Source organism: Pseudomonas sp. CFBP 8772, assembly GCF_014841665.1.
Lineage (GTDB): Bacteria > Pseudomonadota > Gammaproteobacteria > Pseudomonadales > Pseudomonadaceae > Aquipseudomonas > Aquipseudomonas graminis_B.
In genome coordinates this window covers 72,513-92,905 of record NZ_JACYUI010000002.1, presented here as the reverse complement: position 1 = coordinate 92,905, position 20,393 = coordinate 72,513, and the positions used below count along the sequence as shown (strand labels likewise).

At 59.6% G+C, this 20,393-nt stretch carries 22 protein-coding genes; 12 read left to right on the top strand and 10 right to left on the bottom strand.

Going from position 1 to position 20,393, the window contains the following annotated elements; all coding sequences use genetic code 11:
- Positions 1-57 precede the first annotated feature (57 nt).
- From IFT99_RS04125 to IFT99_RS04115, 3 genes are all read left to right on the top strand, one after another.
- The gene (locus IFT99_RS04125; protein ID WP_192130583.1) at positions 58-1,083 is read left to right on the top strand and encodes a LysM peptidoglycan-binding domain-containing protein; all 1,026 of its coding nucleotides are present in this window, start codon (positions 58-60) and stop codon (positions 1,081-1,083) included.
- A gap of 124 nt (positions 1,084-1,207) precedes the next feature.
- A complete protein-coding gene (gene dprA / locus IFT99_RS04120; RefSeq protein ID WP_065988021.1) occupies positions 1,208-2,320 on the top strand; it encodes a DNA-processing protein DprA in 1,113 nt (370 codons plus the stop codon).
- Positions 2,321-2,359: 39 nt separating this feature from the next.
- Entirely contained in the window at positions 2,360-2,917 is a 558-nt protein-coding gene (locus IFT99_RS04115; RefSeq protein ID WP_065988020.1) for an L-threonylcarbamoyladenylate synthase, read from the top strand.
- A gap of 28 nt (positions 2,918-2,945) precedes the next feature.
- Here IFT99_RS04115 and IFT99_RS04110 read toward each other — a convergent pair whose 3' ends face one another.
- On the bottom strand, positions 2,946-3,923 hold the full coding sequence (locus IFT99_RS04110; RefSeq protein ID WP_192130582.1) for an NADPH:quinone reductase: 978 nt from the start codon (positions 3,921-3,923) through the stop codon (positions 2,946-2,948).
- A 225-nt stretch (positions 3,924-4,148) separates the two neighbouring features.
- On the opposite strand from IFT99_RS04110, the gene hemF reads away from it, so the two are divergent.
- Positions 4,149-5,069, top strand: coding sequence for an oxygen-dependent coproporphyrinogen oxidase (gene hemF, locus IFT99_RS04105; protein ID WP_192130581.1), 921 nt, complete (start codon positions 4,149-4,151; stop codon positions 5,067-5,069).
- On the top strand, positions 5,069-5,899 hold the full coding sequence (gene aroE / locus IFT99_RS04100) for a shikimate dehydrogenase (RefSeq protein WP_192130580.1): 831 nt from the start codon (positions 5,069-5,071) through the stop codon (positions 5,897-5,899). The genes hemF and aroE overlap by 1 nt, the downstream gene beginning before the upstream one ends.
- A 56-nt stretch (positions 5,900-5,955) precedes the next feature.
- Here aroE and choX read toward each other — a convergent pair whose 3' ends face one another.
- A complete protein-coding gene (choX, locus tag IFT99_RS04095; RefSeq protein WP_192130579.1) occupies positions 5,956-6,882 on the bottom strand; it encodes a choline ABC transporter substrate-binding protein in 927 nt (308 codons plus the stop codon).
- A gap of 38 nt (positions 6,883-6,920) precedes the next feature.
- Entirely contained in the window at positions 6,921-8,426 is a 1,506-nt protein-coding gene (gene betC, locus IFT99_RS04090; protein ID WP_192130578.1) for a choline-sulfatase, read from the bottom strand.
- 114 nt (positions 8,427-8,540) lie between these two features.
- On the opposite strand from betC, the gene IFT99_RS04085 reads away from it, so the two are divergent.
- Entirely contained in the window at positions 8,541-9,491 is a 951-nt protein-coding gene (locus IFT99_RS04085; RefSeq protein WP_065988006.1) for a choline sulfate utilization transcriptional regulator, read from the top strand.
- A 1,526-nt stretch (positions 9,492-11,017) separates the two neighbouring features.
- Here the strand turns inward: IFT99_RS04085 and IFT99_RS04080 are convergent.
- The 3 genes from IFT99_RS04080 to trpB form a co-directional block, all read right to left on the bottom strand.
- The gene (locus tag IFT99_RS04080) at positions 11,018-11,545 is read right to left on the bottom strand and encodes an anti-virulence regulator CigR family protein (protein ID WP_192130577.1); all 528 of its coding nucleotides are present in this window, start codon (positions 11,543-11,545) and stop codon (positions 11,018-11,020) included.
- A gap of 75 nt (positions 11,546-11,620) precedes the next feature.
- Entirely contained in the window at positions 11,621-12,481 is an 861-nt protein-coding gene (trpA, locus tag IFT99_RS04075; protein ID WP_192130576.1) for a tryptophan synthase subunit alpha, read from the bottom strand.
- On the bottom strand, positions 12,481-13,713 hold the full coding sequence (trpB, locus tag IFT99_RS04070) for a tryptophan synthase subunit beta (RefSeq protein ID WP_192130575.1): 1,233 nt from the start codon (positions 13,711-13,713) through the stop codon (positions 12,481-12,483). The genes trpA and trpB overlap by 1 nt, the downstream gene beginning before the upstream one ends.
- Before the next feature lie 120 nt (positions 13,714-13,833).
- Between trpB and IFT99_RS04065 the strand changes: the two genes are divergently transcribed.
- A complete protein-coding gene (locus IFT99_RS04065) occupies positions 13,834-14,733 on the top strand; it encodes a LysR family transcriptional regulator (RefSeq protein ID WP_192130574.1) in 900 nt (299 codons plus the stop codon).
- Here the strand turns inward: IFT99_RS04065 and IFT99_RS04060 are convergent, their stop codons facing one another.
- Positions 14,734-15,057: a DUF883 family protein gene (locus tag IFT99_RS04060; protein ID WP_037017008.1), complete on the bottom strand. Its 324-nt coding sequence runs from the start codon at positions 15,055-15,057 to the stop codon at positions 14,734-14,736.
- Between the two features lie 182 nt (positions 15,058-15,239).
- Here IFT99_RS04060 and IFT99_RS04055 point away from each other — a divergent pair, with 182 nt between their 5' ends.
- Both IFT99_RS04055 and IFT99_RS04050 read left to right on the top strand, forming a co-directional pair.
- A complete protein-coding gene (locus IFT99_RS04055; RefSeq protein WP_065987998.1) occupies positions 15,240-15,455 on the top strand; it encodes a dodecin in 216 nt (71 codons plus the stop codon).
- 159 nt (positions 15,456-15,614) lie between these two features.
- A complete protein-coding gene (locus IFT99_RS04050) occupies positions 15,615-15,839 on the top strand; it encodes a DUF1161 domain-containing protein (protein ID WP_122623653.1) in 225 nt (74 codons plus the stop codon).
- Between the two features lie 80 nt (positions 15,840-15,919).
- Here IFT99_RS04050 and IFT99_RS04045 read toward each other — a convergent pair whose 3' ends face one another.
- Positions 15,920-16,921, bottom strand: a complete 1,002-nt coding sequence (locus IFT99_RS04045) for an LLM class flavin-dependent oxidoreductase (protein ID WP_065987991.1) — start codon at positions 16,919-16,921, stop codon at positions 15,920-15,922.
- A gap of 287 nt (positions 16,922-17,208) precedes the next feature.
- Here IFT99_RS04045 and IFT99_RS04040 point away from each other — a divergent pair, with 287 nt between their 5' ends.
- Entirely contained in the window at positions 17,209-17,640 is a 432-nt protein-coding gene (locus IFT99_RS04040; RefSeq protein ID WP_037017022.1) for an OsmC family protein, read from the top strand.
- 133 nt (positions 17,641-17,773) lie between these two features.
- Positions 17,774-18,007, top strand: coding sequence for a DUF1161 domain-containing protein (locus IFT99_RS04035; protein WP_065987990.1), 234 nt, complete (start codon positions 17,774-17,776; stop codon positions 18,005-18,007).
- A gap of 111 nt (positions 18,008-18,118) precedes the next feature.
- Here IFT99_RS04035 and IFT99_RS04030 read toward each other — a convergent pair whose 3' ends face one another.
- Positions 18,119-18,535, bottom strand: a complete 417-nt coding sequence (locus tag IFT99_RS04030; protein ID WP_244656903.1) for a PA0061/PA0062 family lipoprotein — start codon at positions 18,533-18,535, stop codon at positions 18,119-18,121.
- Between the two features lie 108 nt (positions 18,536-18,643).
- Here IFT99_RS04030 and IFT99_RS04025 point away from each other — a divergent pair, with 108 nt between their 5' ends.
- A complete protein-coding gene (locus IFT99_RS04025) occupies positions 18,644-19,708 on the top strand; it encodes an aminopeptidase (protein ID WP_192130573.1) in 1,065 nt (354 codons plus the stop codon).
- Between the two features lie 32 nt (positions 19,709-19,740).
- On the opposite strand, the gene IFT99_RS04020 is transcribed toward IFT99_RS04025, so the two are convergent.
- Positions 19,741-20,391 (bottom strand): HAD family hydrolase, encoded by a 651-nt coding sequence (locus tag IFT99_RS04020; protein WP_192130572.1) that lies wholly within the window; start codon positions 20,389-20,391, stop codon positions 19,741-19,743.
- Between the last annotated feature and the right edge of the window lie 2 nt (positions 20,392-20,393).

The following is a 20,393-nucleotide window of genomic DNA, read 5'->3' as shown; positions in this document are numbered from 1 at the left end:
AAGTCTCGCAAGACTCAGCGTTTCACGCGAAGCCAACATGATAAAGGGATTCACCGCATGAGGAAATCACTACTCGCCCTGCTGCTGTTGGCCGCGACCGGCCTTGTCCAGGCGCAAGTACAGCTCAGGGATGGCCATCCACAGAGTTACACCGTCGTCGCCGGTGACACACTTTGGGACATTTCCGGAAAATTTCTCAATCAGCCCTGGAAGTGGCCGCAGCTCTGGCGCGCCAATCCACAGGTTCACGACCCTGATCTGATCTACCCCGGCGATACGCTCAATCTGATTTACGTCGATGGTCAGCCACGCATCGTGGTCAATCGCGGCGCGTCCCGGGGCACCATCAAATTGTCCCCGCGTGTGCGCAGTACGCCGATTGCCGAGGCGATTCCGACCATACCGCTGGGCGCAATCAATGCCTTTCTGCTGAACAACCGGATCATCGATAACGCCAGCCAGTTCGAAGCCGCGCCCCATGTCGTGGCCGGTCCTGGCGAGCGGGTGCTCAGTGGCGCGGGTGACCGCATCTATGCGCGCGGACAGTTCGAGCCGAGCCATGTGGCGTACGGCATCTATCGCAAGGGCAAGACCTACGTCGATCCGGTCACCGGCGTGGTGCTGGGCATCAATGCCGATGACATCGGCAGCGGCGAAGTCATCGCCACGGAAGGTGATGTGGCGACGTTGCAAATGCAGCGTTCGACCCAGGAAGTGCGCCTTGGCGACCGCCTCTTTGTCAGCGAAGAGCGCCGAATCAATTCCACTTTTGTCCCCAGCGAACCTCAGCAGCCAGTCGACGGCAACATCATCGACGTGCCTCGGGGCGTGACCCAGATCGGCGAGTTCGACGTGGTCACCATCGACCGTGGACGGCTCGATGGCTTGGCCGAAGGCAACGTGTTGGCGATCTACAAGACCGGTGAGACGGTGCGCGACCGGGTCAACGGTGATCAAGTCAAAATTCCCGACGAGCGTTCCGGACTGCTGATGGTCTTTCGCACGTACGAGCGACTGAGCTATGGCATGGTGCTGCACGCAACTCGATCTCTGGCGGTGCAGGACAAAGTCCGCAATCCGTAATGCTATGTATCAGCTGTAACTCACTTTTCTCCACCGGCATGCTTCACTTATCAAATTGTTGTTAACAGACTTATCCACAGCTTGGTTCACTGAATAGGGTGGACCACGGATCAAGGAAGATCACATGCCGTTGTTCGAAAAGGCCGGTCAGTCGCCGGCCGAGCTGGAAGCACGCTTGCGTTTGCATCGGCTGCCGGAAGTCGGCCCAAAACGTTTCCACACCCTCATCGATGCGTTCGGCAGCGCCGGCGCGGCATTGAGTGCGCCGGCTTCAGCGTGGCGATCTTTACGTCTGCCGGCGGCCAGTGCCGAGGCCCGTCGCAGCCCCGAAGTACGCGACGGCGCCAGCGCGGCACTGGCCTGGTTAGAGCGCCCGGGCCAGCATTTGCTGATGTGGGACGACCCTGACTACCCCGCGTTGCTGGCAGAAATCCCTGATCCGCCGCCCCTGCTTTTCATCGCCGGAAACCGCGCTTTGCTTGATCGTCCGCAGTTGGGAATGGTGGGCAGTCGACGCGCGTCCAAGCCCGGACTCGACACCGCTGCAGCGTTCGCGCGGAGCCTGGCAGGTGCCGGTTTTGTCATCACCAGCGGGTTGGCGCTGGGTATCGATGGCGCCGCGCATCAAGGTGCGCTGGACGTAAAAGGCGGGACAATCGGCGTGCTGGGCACGGGCATCGAAAAACTTTATCCACAGCGGCATCGCCAGCTTGCAGCGCGCATGGTGGCCGACGGCGGCGCGGTGATCTCCGAGCTGCCACTGGACGCAGGTCCCCACGCCAGCAACTTTCCCCGGCGCAATCGAATCATCAGCGGTTTGTCCCTGGGTGTGCTGGTGGTCGAGGCCAGCGTCGCCAGCGGATCGCTGATCACGGCACGTCTTGCCGCCGAACAGGGTCGTGAGGTCTACGCCATTCCCGGCTCGATCCATCATCCGGGCGCCAGGGGGTGTCACCAGTTGATCCGTGAAGGGGCGGTGCTGGTGGAAACCATCGACCATATTCTTGAGGCGCTGCAGGGCTGGAAAAACATTGCGCCGAGCCATGAGGTCGTTGATAAGCCGTCGACGCCGCTCCATCCGCTTCTCGCCCTCTTGCACGCAGCGCCGCAAACCGGCGAGGCGCTGGCCCACAACAGCGGTTGGCCTTTGCCAAAAGTCCTGGCGGCGCTGACCGAGCTGGAACTCGACAGCAGCGTGGCTTGCGAAGCCGGGCGATGGTTTGCCCGGGCACGCTGAGGTTAAACTGCCCGCCTGCGTAATTTGGGAGAACGGACGATGGTCAGCAGTTGGCGAGTGCAGCAAGCCGCACGAGAAATTCGGGCCGGGGCGGTGATTGCCTATCCAACCGAAGCGGTGTGGGGGTTGGGCTGTGACCCTTGGGATGCGGAGGCGGTGTATCGCCTGCTGGCAATCAAGGCGCGGCCGGTTGATAAGGGCTTGATCCTGATCGCAGACAACATCCGTCAGTTTGATTTCCTCTTCGAGGATTTCCCTGAGCTGTGGATCGATCGCATGGCCAGCACCTGGCCGGGACCGAATACGTGGCTGGTTCCCCATCAAGGCCTGTTGCCGGACTGGATCACCGGAAAGCACGACACCGTCGCCCTTCGCGTCAGCGATCACCCCATCGTCCGGGAGCTGTGCGCGTTGACCGGCCCGCTGGTGTCGACTTCCGCGAACCCCACCGGCCGCCCTGCCGCCCGCTCCCGGCTGCGGGTCGAGCAGTATTTCCACGAGCAGTTGGACTTGGTTCTGGGGGGAAGTCTCGGCGGGCGCCGCAATCCGAGTGTGATACGGGATCTGGTCACGGCTGAGGTGGTAAGGGCGGGGTAATGCCCTTCCACCGTCTGGCCGGGTGTGATCAAGGCACCAGAATGATCGACCCCACCGTTCTGCGACCGGAGAGTTCGGTGTGGGCCTTCGCGGCATCCTTGAGGGCAAACTTCTGGATGTCGTCGACCTTCACCTTGCCGGTGGCGACCATTTCGAACACTTCATCGGCCATTGCCTGCAAGGCTTCCGGGGTGTTCGCGTAGGAGCCCAATGTCGGGCGCGTGACGTAGAGCGAGCCTTTCTGAGCGAGAACCCCCAGGTTCACGCCGGTCACTGCGCCTGACGCATTGCCGAAGCTGACCAGCAGGCCGCGTAATTCCAGGCAATTCAGAGAGGTTTCCCACGTGTCTTTGCCCACGCCGTCATAGACCACCGGGACCTTCTTGCCATCGGTCAATTCCAGTACACGTTGAACGACGTCCTCCTTGCTGTAATCGATCACCTCCCATGCGCCGTGGGCCTTAGCGTGTGCGGCCTTTTCTGCCGAGCTGACCGTGCCGATGAGCTTGACGCCCAAGGCGTTGGCCCACTGGCAGGCGATCGATCCCACCCCGCCGGCAGCGGCGTGAAACAGGATGGTTTCTTCAGGACGGATTTCGTAGGTCTGGCGAAACAGGTACTGCACGGTCAGGCCCTTGAGCATGACGGCGGCGCCCTGCTCGAAGCTAATGCCGTCAGGCAGTTTGGCGATGTTAGCGGCCGGCGTTACATGAACGTCCCCGTATGCACCCAGCGGGCCTGTGCCGTACACCACCCGGTCGCCGACTTTGACGTGGGTGACTTCGCTGCCGACCGCTTCAACCAGGCCAGCGCCTTCGTTACCCAACCCCGATGGGAACGAAGGCGCCGGGTACAGGCCGCTGCGAAAGTAGGTCTCGATGAAGTTGACGCCAATCGCCTTGTTACGCACGAGCACGTCTTTCGGGCCTGGCGCCGCGGGTTCGAAGTCCACGTACTCAAGCACTTCGGGACCGCCATAAGCCTTGAACTGGATACGTTTTGCCATTTGCTTTCTCCGTCATGGATCGGACTTGCAGAGTATGACTGTCGATGCGAAAGGGCTCTATCGGACTCCTTCGTCGTCGCTTCGTCAACTGCGGCATCCGCCAAGCCGGTGATATGCTACGGGCCGAATTTCGCCGACGGGATTTGCTCAGCGAGGCGTGTCATTAACGCCAAGGCCGATCCAATCCCGCCCCCGACGCACGTTTCAGTTTATGCAGGTACCGCCATGTCCTTTCGCACCGATGCCGTCAAAGCCTACTTGCTCGATCTTCAAGACCGCATTTGCGCCGCCCTGGAAACCGAAGATGGCAGCGCCCGTTTCGTCGAAGACGCCTGGGAACGGCCTGCGGGCGGGGGCGGAAGAACCCGGGTGATCGAGAACGGCCACATCCTCGAAAAAGGCGGCGTTAACTTTTCCCATGTCTTCGGCGCCGGCCTCCCACCGTCGGCCAGCGCACATCGACCGGAACTGGCAGGGCGTGGTTTCGAAGCCCTCGGCGTGTCGCTGGTGATGCACCCGCACAACCCTCACGTGCCAACTGCCCACGCCAATGTGCGGTTCTTCATCGCAGAGAAAGAAGGCGAAGAACCGGTGTGGTGGTTCGGCGGCGGCTTTGACCTGACGCCTTACTACGGTGTCGAGGAAGACTGCGTTCATTGGCACCGCGTCGCCGAACAGGCCTGCGCGCCGTTCGGGGCTGACGTCTATCCCCGCTACAAGGCGTGGTGCGATCGCTACTTCCATATCAAGCACCGTAATGAGCCGCGCGGCGTCGGCGGACTGTTTTTCGACGACTTGAACGAGTGGGATTTCGACACCAGCTTCGCGTTCATCCGTGCCATCGGAGATGCGTTCGTCGAGGCGTATCTGCCCATCGTTCAGCGCCGCAAGGACGCGCCGTACACGCCGCAGCAGCGTGAGTTTCAGGAGTTCCGCCGTGGGCGTTACGTGGAATTCAATCTGGTGTACGACCGCGGCACCTTGTTTGGGCTGCAATCGGGTGGCCGCACTGAATCGATCCTCATGTCGCTGCCGCCGCAAGTGCGCTGGGGGTATGACTGGAAAGCCGAGCCGGGCAGTGAGGAAGCACGCCTGACGGAATATTTTCTGCAGGATCGCGACTGGCTGGCTGAGGCGGCCCAGTGATGACTGACCAGTACGTTGTCTTCGGCAATCCCATTGGCCACAGCAAATCCCCGCTGATCCATCGCCTGTTCGCCGAGCAGACCGGTCAGGCGCTCGACTACCAGACCTCACTCGCGCCGCTGGACGGCTTCACCGCCTTCGCCAGGGCGTTTTTCGAGACAGGCCGTGGCGCCAACGTCACCGTGCCCTTCAAGGAAGAAGCGTACCGGATGGCCGATCAGTTGACCGAGCGCGGCCGTCGTGCCGGCGCGGTCAATACCCTCGCCGTTCAAGCGGATGGCAGCCTGCTCGGCGACAACACGGACGGAGCAGGCCTGGTTCGGGACCTGAAGGTCAGTCATGGCGTCACGCTCAAGGACAAACGCATTCTCGTGCTAGGGGCTGGCGGTGCAGTGCGTGGCGCACTTGAGCCCTTGCTGGCGGAAGATCCCTACGTGCTGGTGGTCGCCAACCGCACCGTGGAAAAGGCTGAACAGCTGGCTCAGGAATTCGCCGACGTCGGTCCGGTGCTGCCCGCAGGCTACGACTGGCTGGAGGAACCGGTGGACATCATCATCAATGCCACGTCGGCCAGCCTTTCGGGGGAAGTACCGCCGATTTCGCCCAGTCTGATTCAGCCGGGCGTGACATTCTGCTACGACATGATGTACGCCAAGGAGCCAACCGCATTCTGCCGCTGGGCCTCTGAACACAGCGCCGGGCAGGCAGTGGATGGGTTGGGGATGTTGGTCGAGCAGGCTGCCGAGGCGTTTTACCTGTGGCGCGGCGTGCGACCGGAATCGGCGCCAGTGCTGGCGGAACTGCGACGGCTGATGGCGCAGAACGAATAAAGCTCCACTCCTACAGACTGATATTAGCCCTGTAGGAGTGTGCTTCTCGTCGGCGCTTACAACTTGGCTTTCACCGCTGGCAGCGCATCTTTGTCGTCAACGGTTTTCACGCCGCTCAGCCATTTGTCCAGCACCGCCGGGTTGGCTTTCAGCCACGCTTTCACCGCTTCGGTGTTGCTGACCTTCTTATCCACCACGGTTTGCATGATCGAGTTTTCCATGTCCTGGGTGAAGACCAGGTTGGAAAGCAGCTTGGCCACGTTCGGGCAGGCGTCGGCGTAACCTTTGCGGGTCACGGTGTAGACGCTGCCGGTATCGCCGAAGTATTTCTCGCCGCCTTTGAGGTAGTGCATGCCTTTGACCTGCACGTTCATCGGGTGCGGCGTCCAGCCGAGGAATACCACGAACTCCCCCTTCTTCACGTTGCGCTGCACTTCGGCCAGCATCGCCTGCTCGCTGGACTCCACCAGCTTCCAGTCCCCCAGTTCGAACTCGTTCTTTTTGATGATTTCCTGAATCGACGCGTTGGCCGGAGCCCCCGAACCGATGCCGTAGATTTTCTTGTGGAATTTGTCGGCGAATTTGTTGAGGTCGGCGAAGTTGTGGACGCCTGCGTCATACACGTAATCAGGGACGGCGAGGGTGAACTCCGTGCCTTCCAGATTTTTCGCGTATTGCGTCACGTCACCCGTGGCGATGAACTTGTCGTAGAAACCCTGCTGCGCCGGCATCCAGTTGCCCAGGAAAACGTCGAGTTGCCCATCCTTCAGGCCGCCATAGGCGATCGGCACCGCGAGGGTGTCGATCTTGGTTTTGTAGCCCATGCCATCGAGCAAAAAGCCTGCAGTGGCGTTGGTCGCGGCGATATCGCTCCAGCCTGGATCGGCCATCCGCACGGTGCTGCAGCTAGCGTCGGCGGCATAGGCCACGACGCTGCTCAAACTCAAGACCCCAACCGCCAGCGTGGTGAACAGCTTATTCATGGTGTGCCCCTTTTTGGTTTTCTAAGTGTTGGCAGGGTTCAAGGTTGCGGATAACGGGCCTTGCGCTCCAGATCGTCCAGATCAATATGGTTGCGCATGTACTGCTGACTGGCGTCGACCAGCGGCTGGTGATCCCAACTCTTCAGCTTGCCGATGGCCAGCGACTCGGCGACGAAACGCCGACGACGCTGGCTGGCGAGCACCTGGTGGTGTATCGCCGGAATGTCCCACTTGGCCTTTGCTTCGGCCAGGAACGCAGCGAACAGGTCGCGATGAGCCTCGGATCGACTCAGCTCTTCCTGCTCCTTCGGATCGTTGCGCACGTCATACAGCAGACAGGGGTCCCGTTCCGAATAAATAAATTTGTACGCGCCGCGACGAATCATCATCAGCGGACTGTTGGTGCCCTCGGCCATGTACTCGCCGAAGACCTCGTCGTGACCACCCTCGCCTTGCAGATGCGGCAGCAGTGAGCGCCCATCGAGCGGCAAGCCAGCGTCCAGCTGACCATCCGCCAACGCAACAAACGTCGGCAACAGGTCGGCGGTGGACACTGCAGCCTGCACGCGGCCGGCCTTGAACTGCCCCGGAGCGTAGACCAGCAGCGGCACCCGCGCCGACATCTCGAACCAGTGCATTTTGTACCAGAGCCCGCGCTCACCCAGCATGTCGCCATGGTCGCCGGAGAACACGATGATGGTGTCGTCGGCCAGGCCGGTTTCCTCCAGGGTTTTCAGCAGTTTGCCGACGTTGTCATCAATGTAGCTGCAGGCACCGAAATAGGCGCGGCGCGCATCACGAATCTTTTGCTCGGGCAGCGGTTTGTCCCACAGGTCATAGACCTTCAGCAGGCGCTGGGAATGGGGGTCCAGTTCGGACTGGGCCAACGGCGCATGGGGCATCGGGATTTCTTCGTCGCTGTACAGATTCCAGTAAGGCTTGGGGATTGTGTACGGATCGTGGGGATGGGTCATCGACACCGTCAGGCAAAACGGCTGATCGCCGTCTTCGCGCACATGGTCGAACAGATACTGCTGAGCCTTGAACACCACTTCTTCGTCGAAATCGAGCTGATTGGTGCGTACGCAAGGTCCCGCTTGCAACACCGATGACATGTTGTGGTACCAGGTCGGGCGCACGTCCGGTTCGTCCCAGTTCACGGCCCAACCGTAGTCGGCCGGATAGATGTCGCTGGTCAGGCGTTCTTCGTAGCCGTGCAATTGATCAGGCCCGCAGAAATGCATCTTGCCGGACAGTGCGGTGCGATAGCCAAGACGCCGCAGGTAGTGGGCGTAGGTCGGCACATCAGCGGGGAAATCAGCCGCATTGTCATAGGCGCCGATCTTGCTCGGCAACTGACCGCTCACCAGAGTGAAGCGTGACGGTGCGCAGAGCGGGCTGTTGCAGTAGGCGGCGTCGAACACCACGCCTTCAGCAGCGAGGCGACTCAAGTGGGGCATCTTGATGGGAGAAGAGGCGTACATCGGCAACATGGGCGCGGCCATCTGATCGGCCATGATGAAAAGAATGTTCTTGCGCTTCATGTATTCGCGGCATCCCATAGTCATTATTTATGCGAAAGTGCTCCGACCGAGGATGGTGCCCATGCCGTCTGCGGTAAAGCCCATGAGAGGCAATGCCTAGGATAAGTACAGCTTATGTTTGAAGCCCTTGGTGTCATGTCGCTGGATTTACTTCGCGGCTTCGAAGCCGCCGCACGGTTGCGCAGCTTTACCGCTGCGGCCATCGAGCTCGGCACCACTCAGCCGGCCATCAGCCAGCAAATCAAGCGGCTGGAGGAGCAACTGGCGACGCGGCTGTTTGATCGCATCTACCGCGGCATCGAGCTGACGGACGCCGGGCAGATCCTGTTTAATCACGTACAGACCGGGCTGGAGTCGATGGACGCTGGCCTCAGCGCGATCACCGAGCAGCATCAGCACGAGGTGCTGCAAGTGGCGACTGACTTCGCCTTCGCCGCCTATTGGCTGATGCCGCGCCTGCACCGTTTCCACAAGGACAACCCCGACGTCGACGTCAGCCTGGTCACCAGCGAACGCAGTCACAGCATGCTGCGCGCGGATATCGATGTGGCCGTGTTGTTCGGTGACGGGCGATTCAAGCAGGGTGAAAGCCACTGGTTATTCAGCGAGGAGGTGTTCCCGGTGTGCAGTCCGCAATTGCTGAAGGGGCGCGACCTGCCCCTGCCCACTGAGGCGCTGAAAGACTTCGCGCTGCTGCACCTTCGTGGCGAAGGCGGCAACAACTGGTTTGACTGGAGTGGCGTGTTCCGCGCCCTGAATATCCTCCAGGCACCCGCGCCGGGACAGCTGCGATTCGACAACTACACGCTGATGATTCAAGCGGCGATCGGCGGCCAGGGCGTGGCCATCGGCTGGCGACACCTGGTGGATGATTTGCTGGAGCAGGGCTTGTTGTGCCGCCCGATCGAAGCCAGCGCCGTCTCCGGATACGGTTATTACATCGTCCTGCCGCAACGCAAACGCCGCGTGCAGATCGTCCAAAGATTTGTGGATTGGTTAAGAAGTGAGCAGGCGTTGAGCGGGGATTTGCTGAAGGGCAAGGCCCTGCCGTCGATTGCGGTTTAAAGGCGTTATCAGAAACATACCGACACCGGTTTGGTGGCGGATCATTGCGGGGCCGTTGGCCTCCCAGAATTTATTTTCATTCCAGAAGATTCCTACAGACTTGTCGGACTCGGTGAGGTTTACAACTGCAGTCACTTAAGATTATTTCCTACATGCAACTGGGGTATGGCAATCGGGATCACTGCATCCACTTTTGTCAAAGCTAATTGTCATGCAGGAGTTCACCATGCTAATCCGGCTTACGAAGATGCTGATAAATGCAAGGGTGAACTTGATAGCGACTTGGCGATGGCTTGGCGAGCGCTTGAACAGAAAGCTTATTATTGTCTGTCTTAACGTATGCAGGGCAGTTTTGATTGCTTATTTCCTGCTTTTCTTTTTCAGATACTACAGCTTTGGCTGGTTAATATGACTGTCACACATTTAATGGGTTGGACTGAATAATGCCTGCGCAGCTGAATAAAAATGATATTGATAGGCTGAATATATTGCTTAAACACGAATCCCCTAAACTTATGTATGGGGCACTTCAATCCTATGGCTATAAATATGCAGCACTTGCTGGAGGTATTATTGACCCCCATTCGCCATCGGGCTCGGCGGCGGTTAGCTTTCTACGGCTAACTGCGTAGCGCGACGGCGCCCGATTTACGGAAAATTCGATTCGCTTTGTCTATGACAGAATGGCTCAAGCTTACTTGGATGTGCTCAACGCACAGTACAAAAGTCAAGGCGTAGTCAATAGAGATATAAATCATCAAGAGGCATGGGAGAGCCACAACAAGGTTTTAGCGTACCTCGGCTATTCCGCGGATGCTTGGACGCTGAATTCAGTTTTCATGGTCATGGCAAATGATGAAGTAAGGGAGCGGTATTGGACTGAAATTCTTGAATCCGCTGGTAACCCGGTCACAGAAGCTTTAATTATGATGAAAACAGAGACCTTTATGGCAACTGCTTCTGTCATCGGCAATGAGCATATGAAGGCTGTTGCTAACGGATGGCGATCGCGAGTGGATGCGGCATCAACAATTGCAGCTGTTGGAAGCGGTGCGACCGGTATGATCGCCGATCGAATCGGAAATCTTTTTAACGATATTACCAATAGCATTTTGGGGCCCGTGCCAGCGGGTACGATTATACCGACATGGACACCCGCACCCGCAGCAACTCCACTGCCAGTGCCAAATGCCGCTACTACGCCCCCGCCTCCGATACCCGCGCCGCCGCGAGTACCAGTCAATCCAGTACGCAAACCTCGCAGGAGGCCACGCCTTCCCCCGCCGACGACCCATAGGGGTCATCCCGGAAGTGGATATGAACAAACAGGTAGAGGGGGGGCGTGGGCCAGTTTTCTGGCTAGAGTGATATGACTAACTACTGATCCCTATTTAGAGTGCGCTTGCCTGCTAAATGCATGGGGCATTGCGATTTGCACTGCTGACACAACGCATTCGCGGGCAAGCGCGCTCCTACAGATTTTGCGTCCATCTCACGTGCATGGACGGACGCGATTCGGAGGAGCCTTAATTCAGCACGCCATCCAGGATTTCATAAACAATTCCGCTGCCGATTGCGATCAGCACAACGTCCGGGCCCAGGCGGCGCCATTCGTAGCCATCGTATTGCGGCAGGTATTGCAGCGAGCGTTGGTCCAGTCGACGGCCATAACCGCGTGGCAGCGGGTGGCCTTTGACGATGTGGACGCCGGGAGGCAGTGGCTGACCGCGACCGATGACTTCCCGGTGCTCGGTGATGGTCCGGCGCACGTCGCCGAAGTCGGCAGGAGGACGCCCGCCACGCTGGTTGTTGCCACGGTTATCGGTGCGCGGTTCGTTGCGATGGTCGTTGCCGTTGCCGTTGCCGTTGTTATTGCCGTTGCCGCGATCGCCCTGCGGACCGCCCTGCGGACCATTGGGTTGGCCGTGGTCCTGATGCTGGCCGGGGCCATTGTCATCGCCGCCGCGTTGATCCGGTGGTGCAGCCTGAACCAGCGCGCTGGCGCTGAGCATCAACACACCCAACCCGGCGATCAAACGATTCGAGACTTTCATGTAGCGCGCTCCTGAGCCAATACGGGCAGCAAAAAGGGGTTCAGAACGTGGTCCTGAACCCCTTCGCTGTACGGCTTAGTGTGCTGCCAGAGAACGAGATTCCTCTGTATCAGAAACTTTACCTTCGGCTACGCGGGCTTTACGCACCCCTTCCGACAACTGCGCGCACAAATCCAGCACGCCGCTGACTGCTTGTTCTGGCGAAGACGCATTGGCGATCTGGTCGATCAATGCCGAGCCGACAACAACACCGTCGGCCACGCGCGCAATGGCTGCTGCTTGCTCAGCCGTGCGAATCCCGAAGCCGACACTGATTGGCAGATCGGTATGGCGGCGCAGGCGTTGCACAGCATCCTTGACGTGATCAATGGTTGCCGAGCCCGCACCCGTCACACCCGCTACCGACACGTAGTAGACGAAACCTGAGCTACCGTTGAGCACCGTAGGCAAACGAACGTCATCGGTGGTCGGTGTGGTCAGACGAATGAAGTCCAGGCCAGCGTCCTGCGCAGGGTCGCACAGCTCGGCGTTGTGCTCTGGCGGCAGATCCACCACGATCAATCCGTCAACGCCCGAGGTATGGGCTTCGGAGATGAAGCGCTCAATCCCGTAATTATGAATCGGGTTGTAGTAACCCATCAGTACCAGTGGCGTTGTGCTGTCCTCTTCGCGAAACTCACGCACCATCTGCAGCGTTTTTGCGAGATTTTGCTTGGCGTTGAGTGCGCGAATATTGGCCAGCTGAATCGCCGGGCCGTCGGCCATCGGGTCAGTGAATGGCATGCCCAGTTCGATCACATCGGCACCTGCCTTCGGCAATCCCTTGAGAATAGCCAGCGAGGTGTCATAGCCCGGATCGCCTGCGGTGACGAAGGTCACCAAGGCTGCGCGATTTTGTTCTTTCAGTTCGGCAAAACGTGTTTGCAGGCGGCTCATCAGTGTTTCTCCTGCTGGGACAAATCAAGGTGGTGCATCACGGTTTGCATGTCTTTGTCACCACGACCGGACAGATTGACCACCATCAGGTGATCCTTTGGCAGCGATGGTGCGCGTTTGAAGACTTCAGCCAGGGCGTGAGCGGTTTCCAGCGCCGGGATGATGCCCTCGAGGCGGCAGCATCGGTGGAAGGCAGCCAGCGCTTCGTCGTCAGTGACGGAGGTGTATTCGACCCGGCCAACGTCGTGCAACCAGGCGTGCTCAGGACCAATGCCTGGGTAATCGAGGCCGGCTGAAATCGAGTGGGCGTCGGTGATCTGGCCATCGTCGTCCTGCAGCAGGAAAGTACGGTTGCCATGCAGCACGCCCGGAACGCCGCCGTTCAGGCTGGCGGCGTGCTTGCCGGTTTCGATGCCGTGACCAGCCGCCTCCACGCCGATGATGCGCACACTCTTGTCATCCAGAAACGGGTAAAACAGGCCCATGGCATTGGAGCCACCGCCAACGCACGCCACCAGACTGTCCGGCAGGCGACCTTCATGCTCCTGCATCTGTACACGTGTTTCCTTGCCGATGACGGCCTGGAAATCGCGGACCATGGCCGGGTAAGGATGCGGCCCGGCGACGGTGCCGATCAGGTAGAAGGTGCTGTCGACATTGGTGACCCAGTCACGCAGCGCCTCGTTCATGGCGTCTTTCAGCGTGCCGGTGCCGGAGACCACCGGAATGATCGTGGCACCCAGCAGCTTCATGCGAAATACGTTGGCCTGCTGACGTTCGATGTCAGTGGTGCCCATGTAGATGACGCATTCCAGCCCGAAGCGCGCGGCGACCGTCGCCGTTGCAACGCCGTGCATGCCGGCACCGGTCTCGGCAATGATGCGTTTTTTGCCCATGCGCCGCGCCAGCAGAATCTGGCCGATGCAATTGTTGATCTTATGCGCGCCGGTGTGGTTGAGCTCTTCGCGCTTCAAGTAAATCTTCGCGCCGCCACAGTATTCGGTCAGGCGTTCGGCGAAATACAGCGGGTTGGGACGGCCCACGTAGTCGCGCTGGAAGTAGGCAATATCGTTGAGAAATGATGGATCAGTCTTCGCGATTTCATACTCGCGGCTCAGATCAAGAATCAGCGGCATCAGCGTTTCAGCGACATATCGGCCGCCGAACCCGCCAAACATACCGCGGTCGTCCGGGCCGCTGCTGTAGGCATTTTGTGTCTGGGTCTGGGTCATGTGGACCTCCGGGGATGCGAATTGGATGAGCCGTCAGGCAGTGATCACACTCTAACCAGCGCCAGCGACGATGAAAACCGATAAGATCGGCGCAACCTGTCAGGAAAACTCACCTATCCCATGAGCCGAGATCTTCCGCCCCTCAACGCCCTGCGTGCGTTTGAAGCCACCGCCCGGCTGAACAGCGTCAGTCAGGCGGCCGAGCAATTGCACGTAACCCATGGTGCCGTGAGTCGTCAGCTGAAAGTGCTGGAAGAGCACTTGGGCGTTGGCCTGTTCATCAAGGAAGGTCGTGGCCTGAAACTCACAGATGCAGGGATCCGTCTGCGCGACGCGAGCGCTGAAGCGTTCGACCGTCTGCGCACCGTCTGTGCCGAGCTTAGCCAGGGCAGCGCAGATGCGCCGTTCGTACTGGGTTGTTCAGGAAGCTTGCTGGCGCGCTGGTTCATCCCGCGGCTGGGGCGCCTGAATGCCGACCTCCCCGACCTGCGCCTGCATTTGTCCGCGGGAGAAGGAGACCTCGACCCACGGCGCCCGGGGCTGGACGCGTTGCTGATATTCGCCGAGCCGCCGTGGCCTGCGGACATGCAGGTCTTCGAGCTTGCCAGCGAGCGCATCGGGCCGGTGATGAGTCCACGATTCGCACGGTTCGACGAGCTACGGCACGCACCGGTCCACGCGCTGTTGGGTGAGCCCTTGCTACAGACCACATCGCGGCTGCAAGCCTGGCCGACATGGGCGACGCAAAACGGCATCGAGCCCGACGCGCTGAGCTACGGACAGGATTTCGAGCATTTGTATTATTTACTGGAGGCGGCCGTCGCGGGCCTGGGGGTTGCGATCGCACCAGAGCCATTGGTGGCTGAGGATTTGAAGGCCGGACGCCTGGCTGCGCCATGGGGATTCAGTGAAACCCCGGCGCAGCTGGCGTTATGGGTACCAAAGCGCGCTGCCGATGGGCGCGCTCAGCACCTGGCTCGATGGCTCAAGCAGGAACTCGAGCGATCGGGGCGGGCTTGATCAGCCGCGCTTGCACAGCAGGTAGGCTGCCAGCAGGCCGATTGCGCCGACGGCGACGCCTGCGGTGGTCCAAGGGTGCTCTTGGGCGTAATCACGGGTCGCAACGCTGGTTTCGCGAGTTTTGACTTTGACGTCTTCGTAGACATCGCTCAACAGGCTGCGCGAATGGCTCAGCGCGCTTTCAGCGTTGGCTTTCAGGTTTTTCAGGGTCTTGCGCGACTCGTCGGAAGCGTCGGACTTCAAGCCTTCCAGCGACTTGAGCAGACTCTCGATCTCGGCTTCCATGCTTTGCAACGACGCTTTACGGGATGACGTGAATGCCATGATTTGACTCTCCTGCTGTGATGAGTGGCGTGTGTTGTTTCCGACTACAGGGTTTCGAGAAAGTGCAGTGCGTGATGTGAAGTACCGTTTCTTCTGAACTTTTAGGGCGCATTTCGGCACAGAGGTAGTGAACACAATCACTGCGGCGCTGCCACCGCGCAACACCCTTCAGGAGAACTGCCATGTCTGATCATCACACTTACAAAATGCTGGAACTGGTTGGCTCATCGACTGTGAGCACCGACGACGCGATTCAGAACGCAATCGCCCAGGCGGCCAAATCCGTGAAACTCATGGAATGGTTCGAAGTACTGGAAACCCGCGGTCACATTGAAGATGGCAAAGTGGGCCACTTCCAGGTCACCATCAAGGTCGGCTTCCGCATCGACAACAGCTAAGTCGCTGAACTTTTGCAGTGGCCGAGTGCCACAACCTTCGCTATACATACCGCGCAGTCGTGACTTTTCCAAGGTGACGACGCAGGTTCATGTAGTCAGGCCGCTCGATTGGAGCGGCCTTGTTGATCCTAAAATTGCGCCTGACGAGGGGACGTACCGATGAAAAAAGTTCTGTTGGCCATAGGCTTGTTGAGCATCGCGGGCACTACCATGGCCGCTGGCAAATCGTGCGATGACGTGAAAGCCGATATCGACGCGAAGATCAAAGCCAAAGGCGTTTCCTCCTACACGCTGGAAGCCGTTGAAAAAGGCAGCTCGGCGGACGGCAAAGTCGTCGGCACCTGCGAAGGCGGCAGCATGGAAATCGTTTACAAGCGCGGCTGATACCGGCCCGCTGACATAAAAAAACCGACGCATCTGGCGTCGGTTTTTTTTGGCAGACCGTTTTAGCGCGTGGCCCTGTATCAGCCCCTCGCTGCTTGCGCCAGGATCTCGTAAGAGCGAAGGCGATCGGCATGTTCGTACATGTCGCAGGTGAAGATCAGCTCGTCCGCGTCGGTCTGTTCAAGCAGCACGTCCAGCTTCGCGTGAATCTTCTCCGGGCCGCCGACGACCGCCAGCCCCAGGAAATCCATCACTGCGTCGCGTTCATGGGGCAGCCACAGGCCATTCATGCTCTCGACGGGCGGCTTCTGCATCAAGCTCTGCCCACGCATCAGGCTCAGAATTCGTTGATACACCGACGTCACCAGATACTCGGCTTGCTCGTCGGTTTCTGCGGCGGCCAGCGGCACGCCGAGCATCACGTAGGGCTTGTCGAGCACCTCGGAAGGTTTGAAGTGGCTGCGGTAGACGCGAATCGCTTCGTGCATGAAACGCGGCGCGAAGTGCGACGCGAATGCATACGGCAGCCCTCGCTCACCGGCCAGTTGAGCGCTGAACAGGCTCGAACCCAGCAACCAGATCGGCACGTTGGTGTTGGTCCCCGGCACAGCGAGAACCCGCTGATGAGGCTGACGCGGTCCGAGGTAGTTGACCAGTTCAGTCACGTCATCCGGGAAATCATCGGAACTGCCGGAGCGCTCGCGACGCAGGGCGCGGGCGGTCATCTGATCGGAACCTGGCGCGCGGCCGAGGCCAAGGTCGATACGCCCCGGGAACAAGCTTTCCAGCGTGCCGAACTGCTCGGCGACCACCAGCGGCGCGTGGTTGGGCAGCATGATCCCGCCCGACCCAACCCGGATGGTCGATGTCCCACCGGCCAGGTAGGCCAGCAGAACAGAAGTCGCCGAACTGGCGATGCCGTCCATGTTGTGGTGCTCGGCCACCCAGAAACGGTTGTAGCCCCATTTCTCGACGTGTTGCGCCAGATCCAGCGCGTTACGCAGCGATTCCGCCGGGCCTTTGTCTTCGCGGACGGGCACCAGATCGAGCGTCGAAATCTTCACATCAGCTAATCGTTTCATAGGCCGTTGTTGATCCTCTTGAGGCTTGAATCGGCGCATCCGTCGGGGGACATCACGCGAGCAAACCGGCATTAAGACTAAATATTTGCGTTAAGCCATAGGATAAGGGCGGATTTCAGAGTTGCAATGGGGAATGCGAAATTTCCTACTAATTTGGTCGGATTTTAACGGTGCGAGCGTCCGCAAAAAAGCACGTGCGGCACAAGCGTTGAACTAAGTCCCGCCTACACTCCTCAGAACTTTGGTCCGCGTGCGAGCGAAATCGCACTTTTTCATGAGGAGACACCATGAGCATCGTCAAGAAAGCATCCGCCCACTGGGAAGGTGACCTGAAGTCGGGTATCGGCAGCATCTCTACTGAAACCGGCGTCCTGCGCGAAGCGCCGTACGGCTTCAAGGCCCGTTTTGAAGGCGGCAAGGGCACCAATCCGGAGGAACTGATCGGCGCAGCCCACGCTGGCTGCTTCTCGATGGCCCTGTCGATGATCCTCGGCAATGCCAACCTGAAAGCTGACAGCATCGACACCACTGCTGACGTCACCCTGGATCAAGTCGATGGCGGTTTCGCAATCACCGCAGTGCACCTGACACTGAAAGCCAAGATCCCTGGCGCGACTCAGGAGCAGTTCGAAAAGCTGACCAACGATGCGAAGGAAGGCTGCCCGGTTTCGAAAGTGCTGAACGCCAAAATCACGCTCGATGCCACGCTCGTGAGCTGATTTGCTTCACCGCTGTACTCGATGGCCCGCAATTGCGGGCCATCTTCGTTATGGACGCGCGCCAGAACCGGCGTGCGCCCCCACGGTCACATGCAAGGCCGATGCGTATCGCACGGTGTCGAAGGAGTCGATCATGAAACGTATCGCCGCAATACTGATTCTCGGTGCACTGACCACCAGTGCCTTCGCAGCGCCCAAGCCCTGCGATGAGCTCAAGGACGAAATCGAGGCCAAAATCCAGGCTCAGAATGTCAGCTCTTACACGCTGGAAGTAGTGACCAATGAAGAGGTCCATGACCAGAACATGGTCGTCGGCACCTGCGAAAACGGCACGAAAAAGATCATCTATCAGAACAACGATCGGTAGCTCGGGCGTTGAGCGAAGTGTTTCGTGAGCCTTGAATGAGCGAGTCCCTGTGCGCGTTGCCGTCGCGATCACGGGTCACGGAATTCAGCAGCGTCGTGGGACACAGAAGCCTTATGGAATACAGAAGATGTCCCCCTCCTCCGCGAGCACGTTGCGTTGCTCGTCCCGCAACTGTGCGTCGATGCTGTTGGTGATATTGCGCACATCCAGACGGTAGCGGTGGCCGGCCTCGAAGCGGTCGTAGTTGATCGTCACGTAGCAGGTTCGCTCGTTGTAGATGTCCATCGACAAGCCCATCGCGCCGGGCGCGTAGTCGTAGTCGTAACGCACTTCGAGCTTGTGTTTGCCGGGCGTCACCTGAAAGAAGCGACCATCGTAGGTGCGCACGCCGTCCAGTTTGTCGGCCATCAGGGTTTTGCCGGTGAAGGTGTGCAGGTCGACCCACGCCTGTTGGGGATCGACCGCAGGCAGCGGTCCCGCGCATCCAGCCAGAAGACTCAGGGCAACGAGGAACAGAGGCGAGCGCATGATGAACTCCGCAGCAGGACAAATGGCGATGATGGTTGCGTCAGCGGCGGGCTGTCCGGCATAACGCTGGTGTTTGGACTTCATGAATATCGACGTTAAGGCTGCTGCATGATTCGATCGAAAAAGGCCTGGCTGCAACGCGGCCTGCCGGTGCTGGCGACTTTACTCCTCAGCGGCTGTTCCAGTCTTTCCTATTACTCACAGCTGGCCAGCGGTCAGATGGCCCTGTTGCGGGCGCGTGAACCGGTTGCGGACGTCATCGCTGACCCGAAGCGCGACCCTACGCTGCGGGATCATCTGCGCACATCTCAGCAGGCCCGTGCGTTTGCGACCGAGCATCTGCACCTGCCGGATAACCGCAGCTATCGCCTTTACGCCGACATCCATCGCGCGTATGTCGTCTGGAACGTCTTCGCGACCGGCGAATTTTCCCTTGATCCTGTCACCCATTGCTTCCCCATCGCCGGGTGCGTGGCCTATCGCGGCTATTACACCCAGGGCGCAGCGCGCGGGGATGCGGCCGTTCAGAAGCTTGCGGGCAAGGACGTGTATGTCAGCGGCGTTGAGGCGTATTCGACGCTCGGCTGGTTCGATGACCCGATCATGAGCTCGATGATGAACTGGGGCGATGAGCGACTGGCCACGCTGATCTTCCACGAGCTGGCGCACCAGCGGTTTTACGTGAAGGACGACAGTGAATTCAACGAGTCCTACGCCAGTTTCGTGGAGCAGGAAGGCACGCGTCAGTGGCGCGCGGCGCGGGGATTGCCTGCCGAAGGTGGGTCTTCGGAAGCGCGGCGACGGGATCAGCTGACTCAACTGGCCCTCGACACCCGGGATCGGCTGAAAGCGCTGTACGCCGAGCCGCTGAGCCCCCAGGTGATGCGCGAACGCAAGGCCGCTGAGTTCGAGCGTCTGCGCAGGGAGTATCGGCAGTTGCGCGACAGCCAGTGGGGCGGCGACAAGCGTTTCGACGGCTGGGTGTACGCACCGATGAACAACGCACGCCTGCTGCCCATCGGTTTGTACGATCAGTGGGTGCCGGCGTTCGAGGCGTTGTTCAGGCAGGTCAACGGCGATTGGCCCGCGTTCTATTCAGCGGTGGAAAAGCTGGGCAAATTGCCCATGGAGGAACGCAAGGTGGCGCTGCAGCGGCTGGCCCAAAAAGCCTGAGCGGCATGATCGTTCCTACAGATTGACTGGCCTCAGGTATCGAGAAACGCCTGATGCAGCGCGCTGACAGACTCAAAGCGATACGTCGGCGCCTCGGCTTCCAGCTCGTCACGACTGCCAAACCCGTACCCCACCGCTGCCACGTCCAAGCCGTTGCGCTTGCCGCCAATCAAATCGTGTTTGCGGTCCCCGATCATCAGCGTCTGTTTTGGGTCGAGCTGCTCTTCGTCCAGCAAGTGCCGGATCAGCTCGACCTTGTCAGTGCGGGTGCCGTCCAGCTCGCTGCCGTAGATCACCTTGAAATGGCGCGCGAAGTCGAAATGCCGGGCGATTTCATGGGCGAATACCCAAGGCTTGGATGTCGCGATGTACAGCGTACGGCCCTGATCCGAGAGCATGTCGAGCAGTTCGAAGATGCCGTCGAACACCAGATTCTCGTACAGGCCCGTCACCTTGAAACGCTCGCGGTAAAAGCCCACCGCGTCCCAGGCCTTCGCTTCGTCGAAATCGTAGGCGCGCATGAATTGCTGCAACAGCGGCGGGCCGATGAAATGCTCGAGCCGGGTGATGTCGGGTTCGTCGATACCCAGCTTGCTCAAGGCAAACTGGATGGACCGGGTGATGCCTTCGCGCGGATCGGTCAGGGTGCCGTCCAGGTCGAACAAAATATTCTGGTAATGCATGT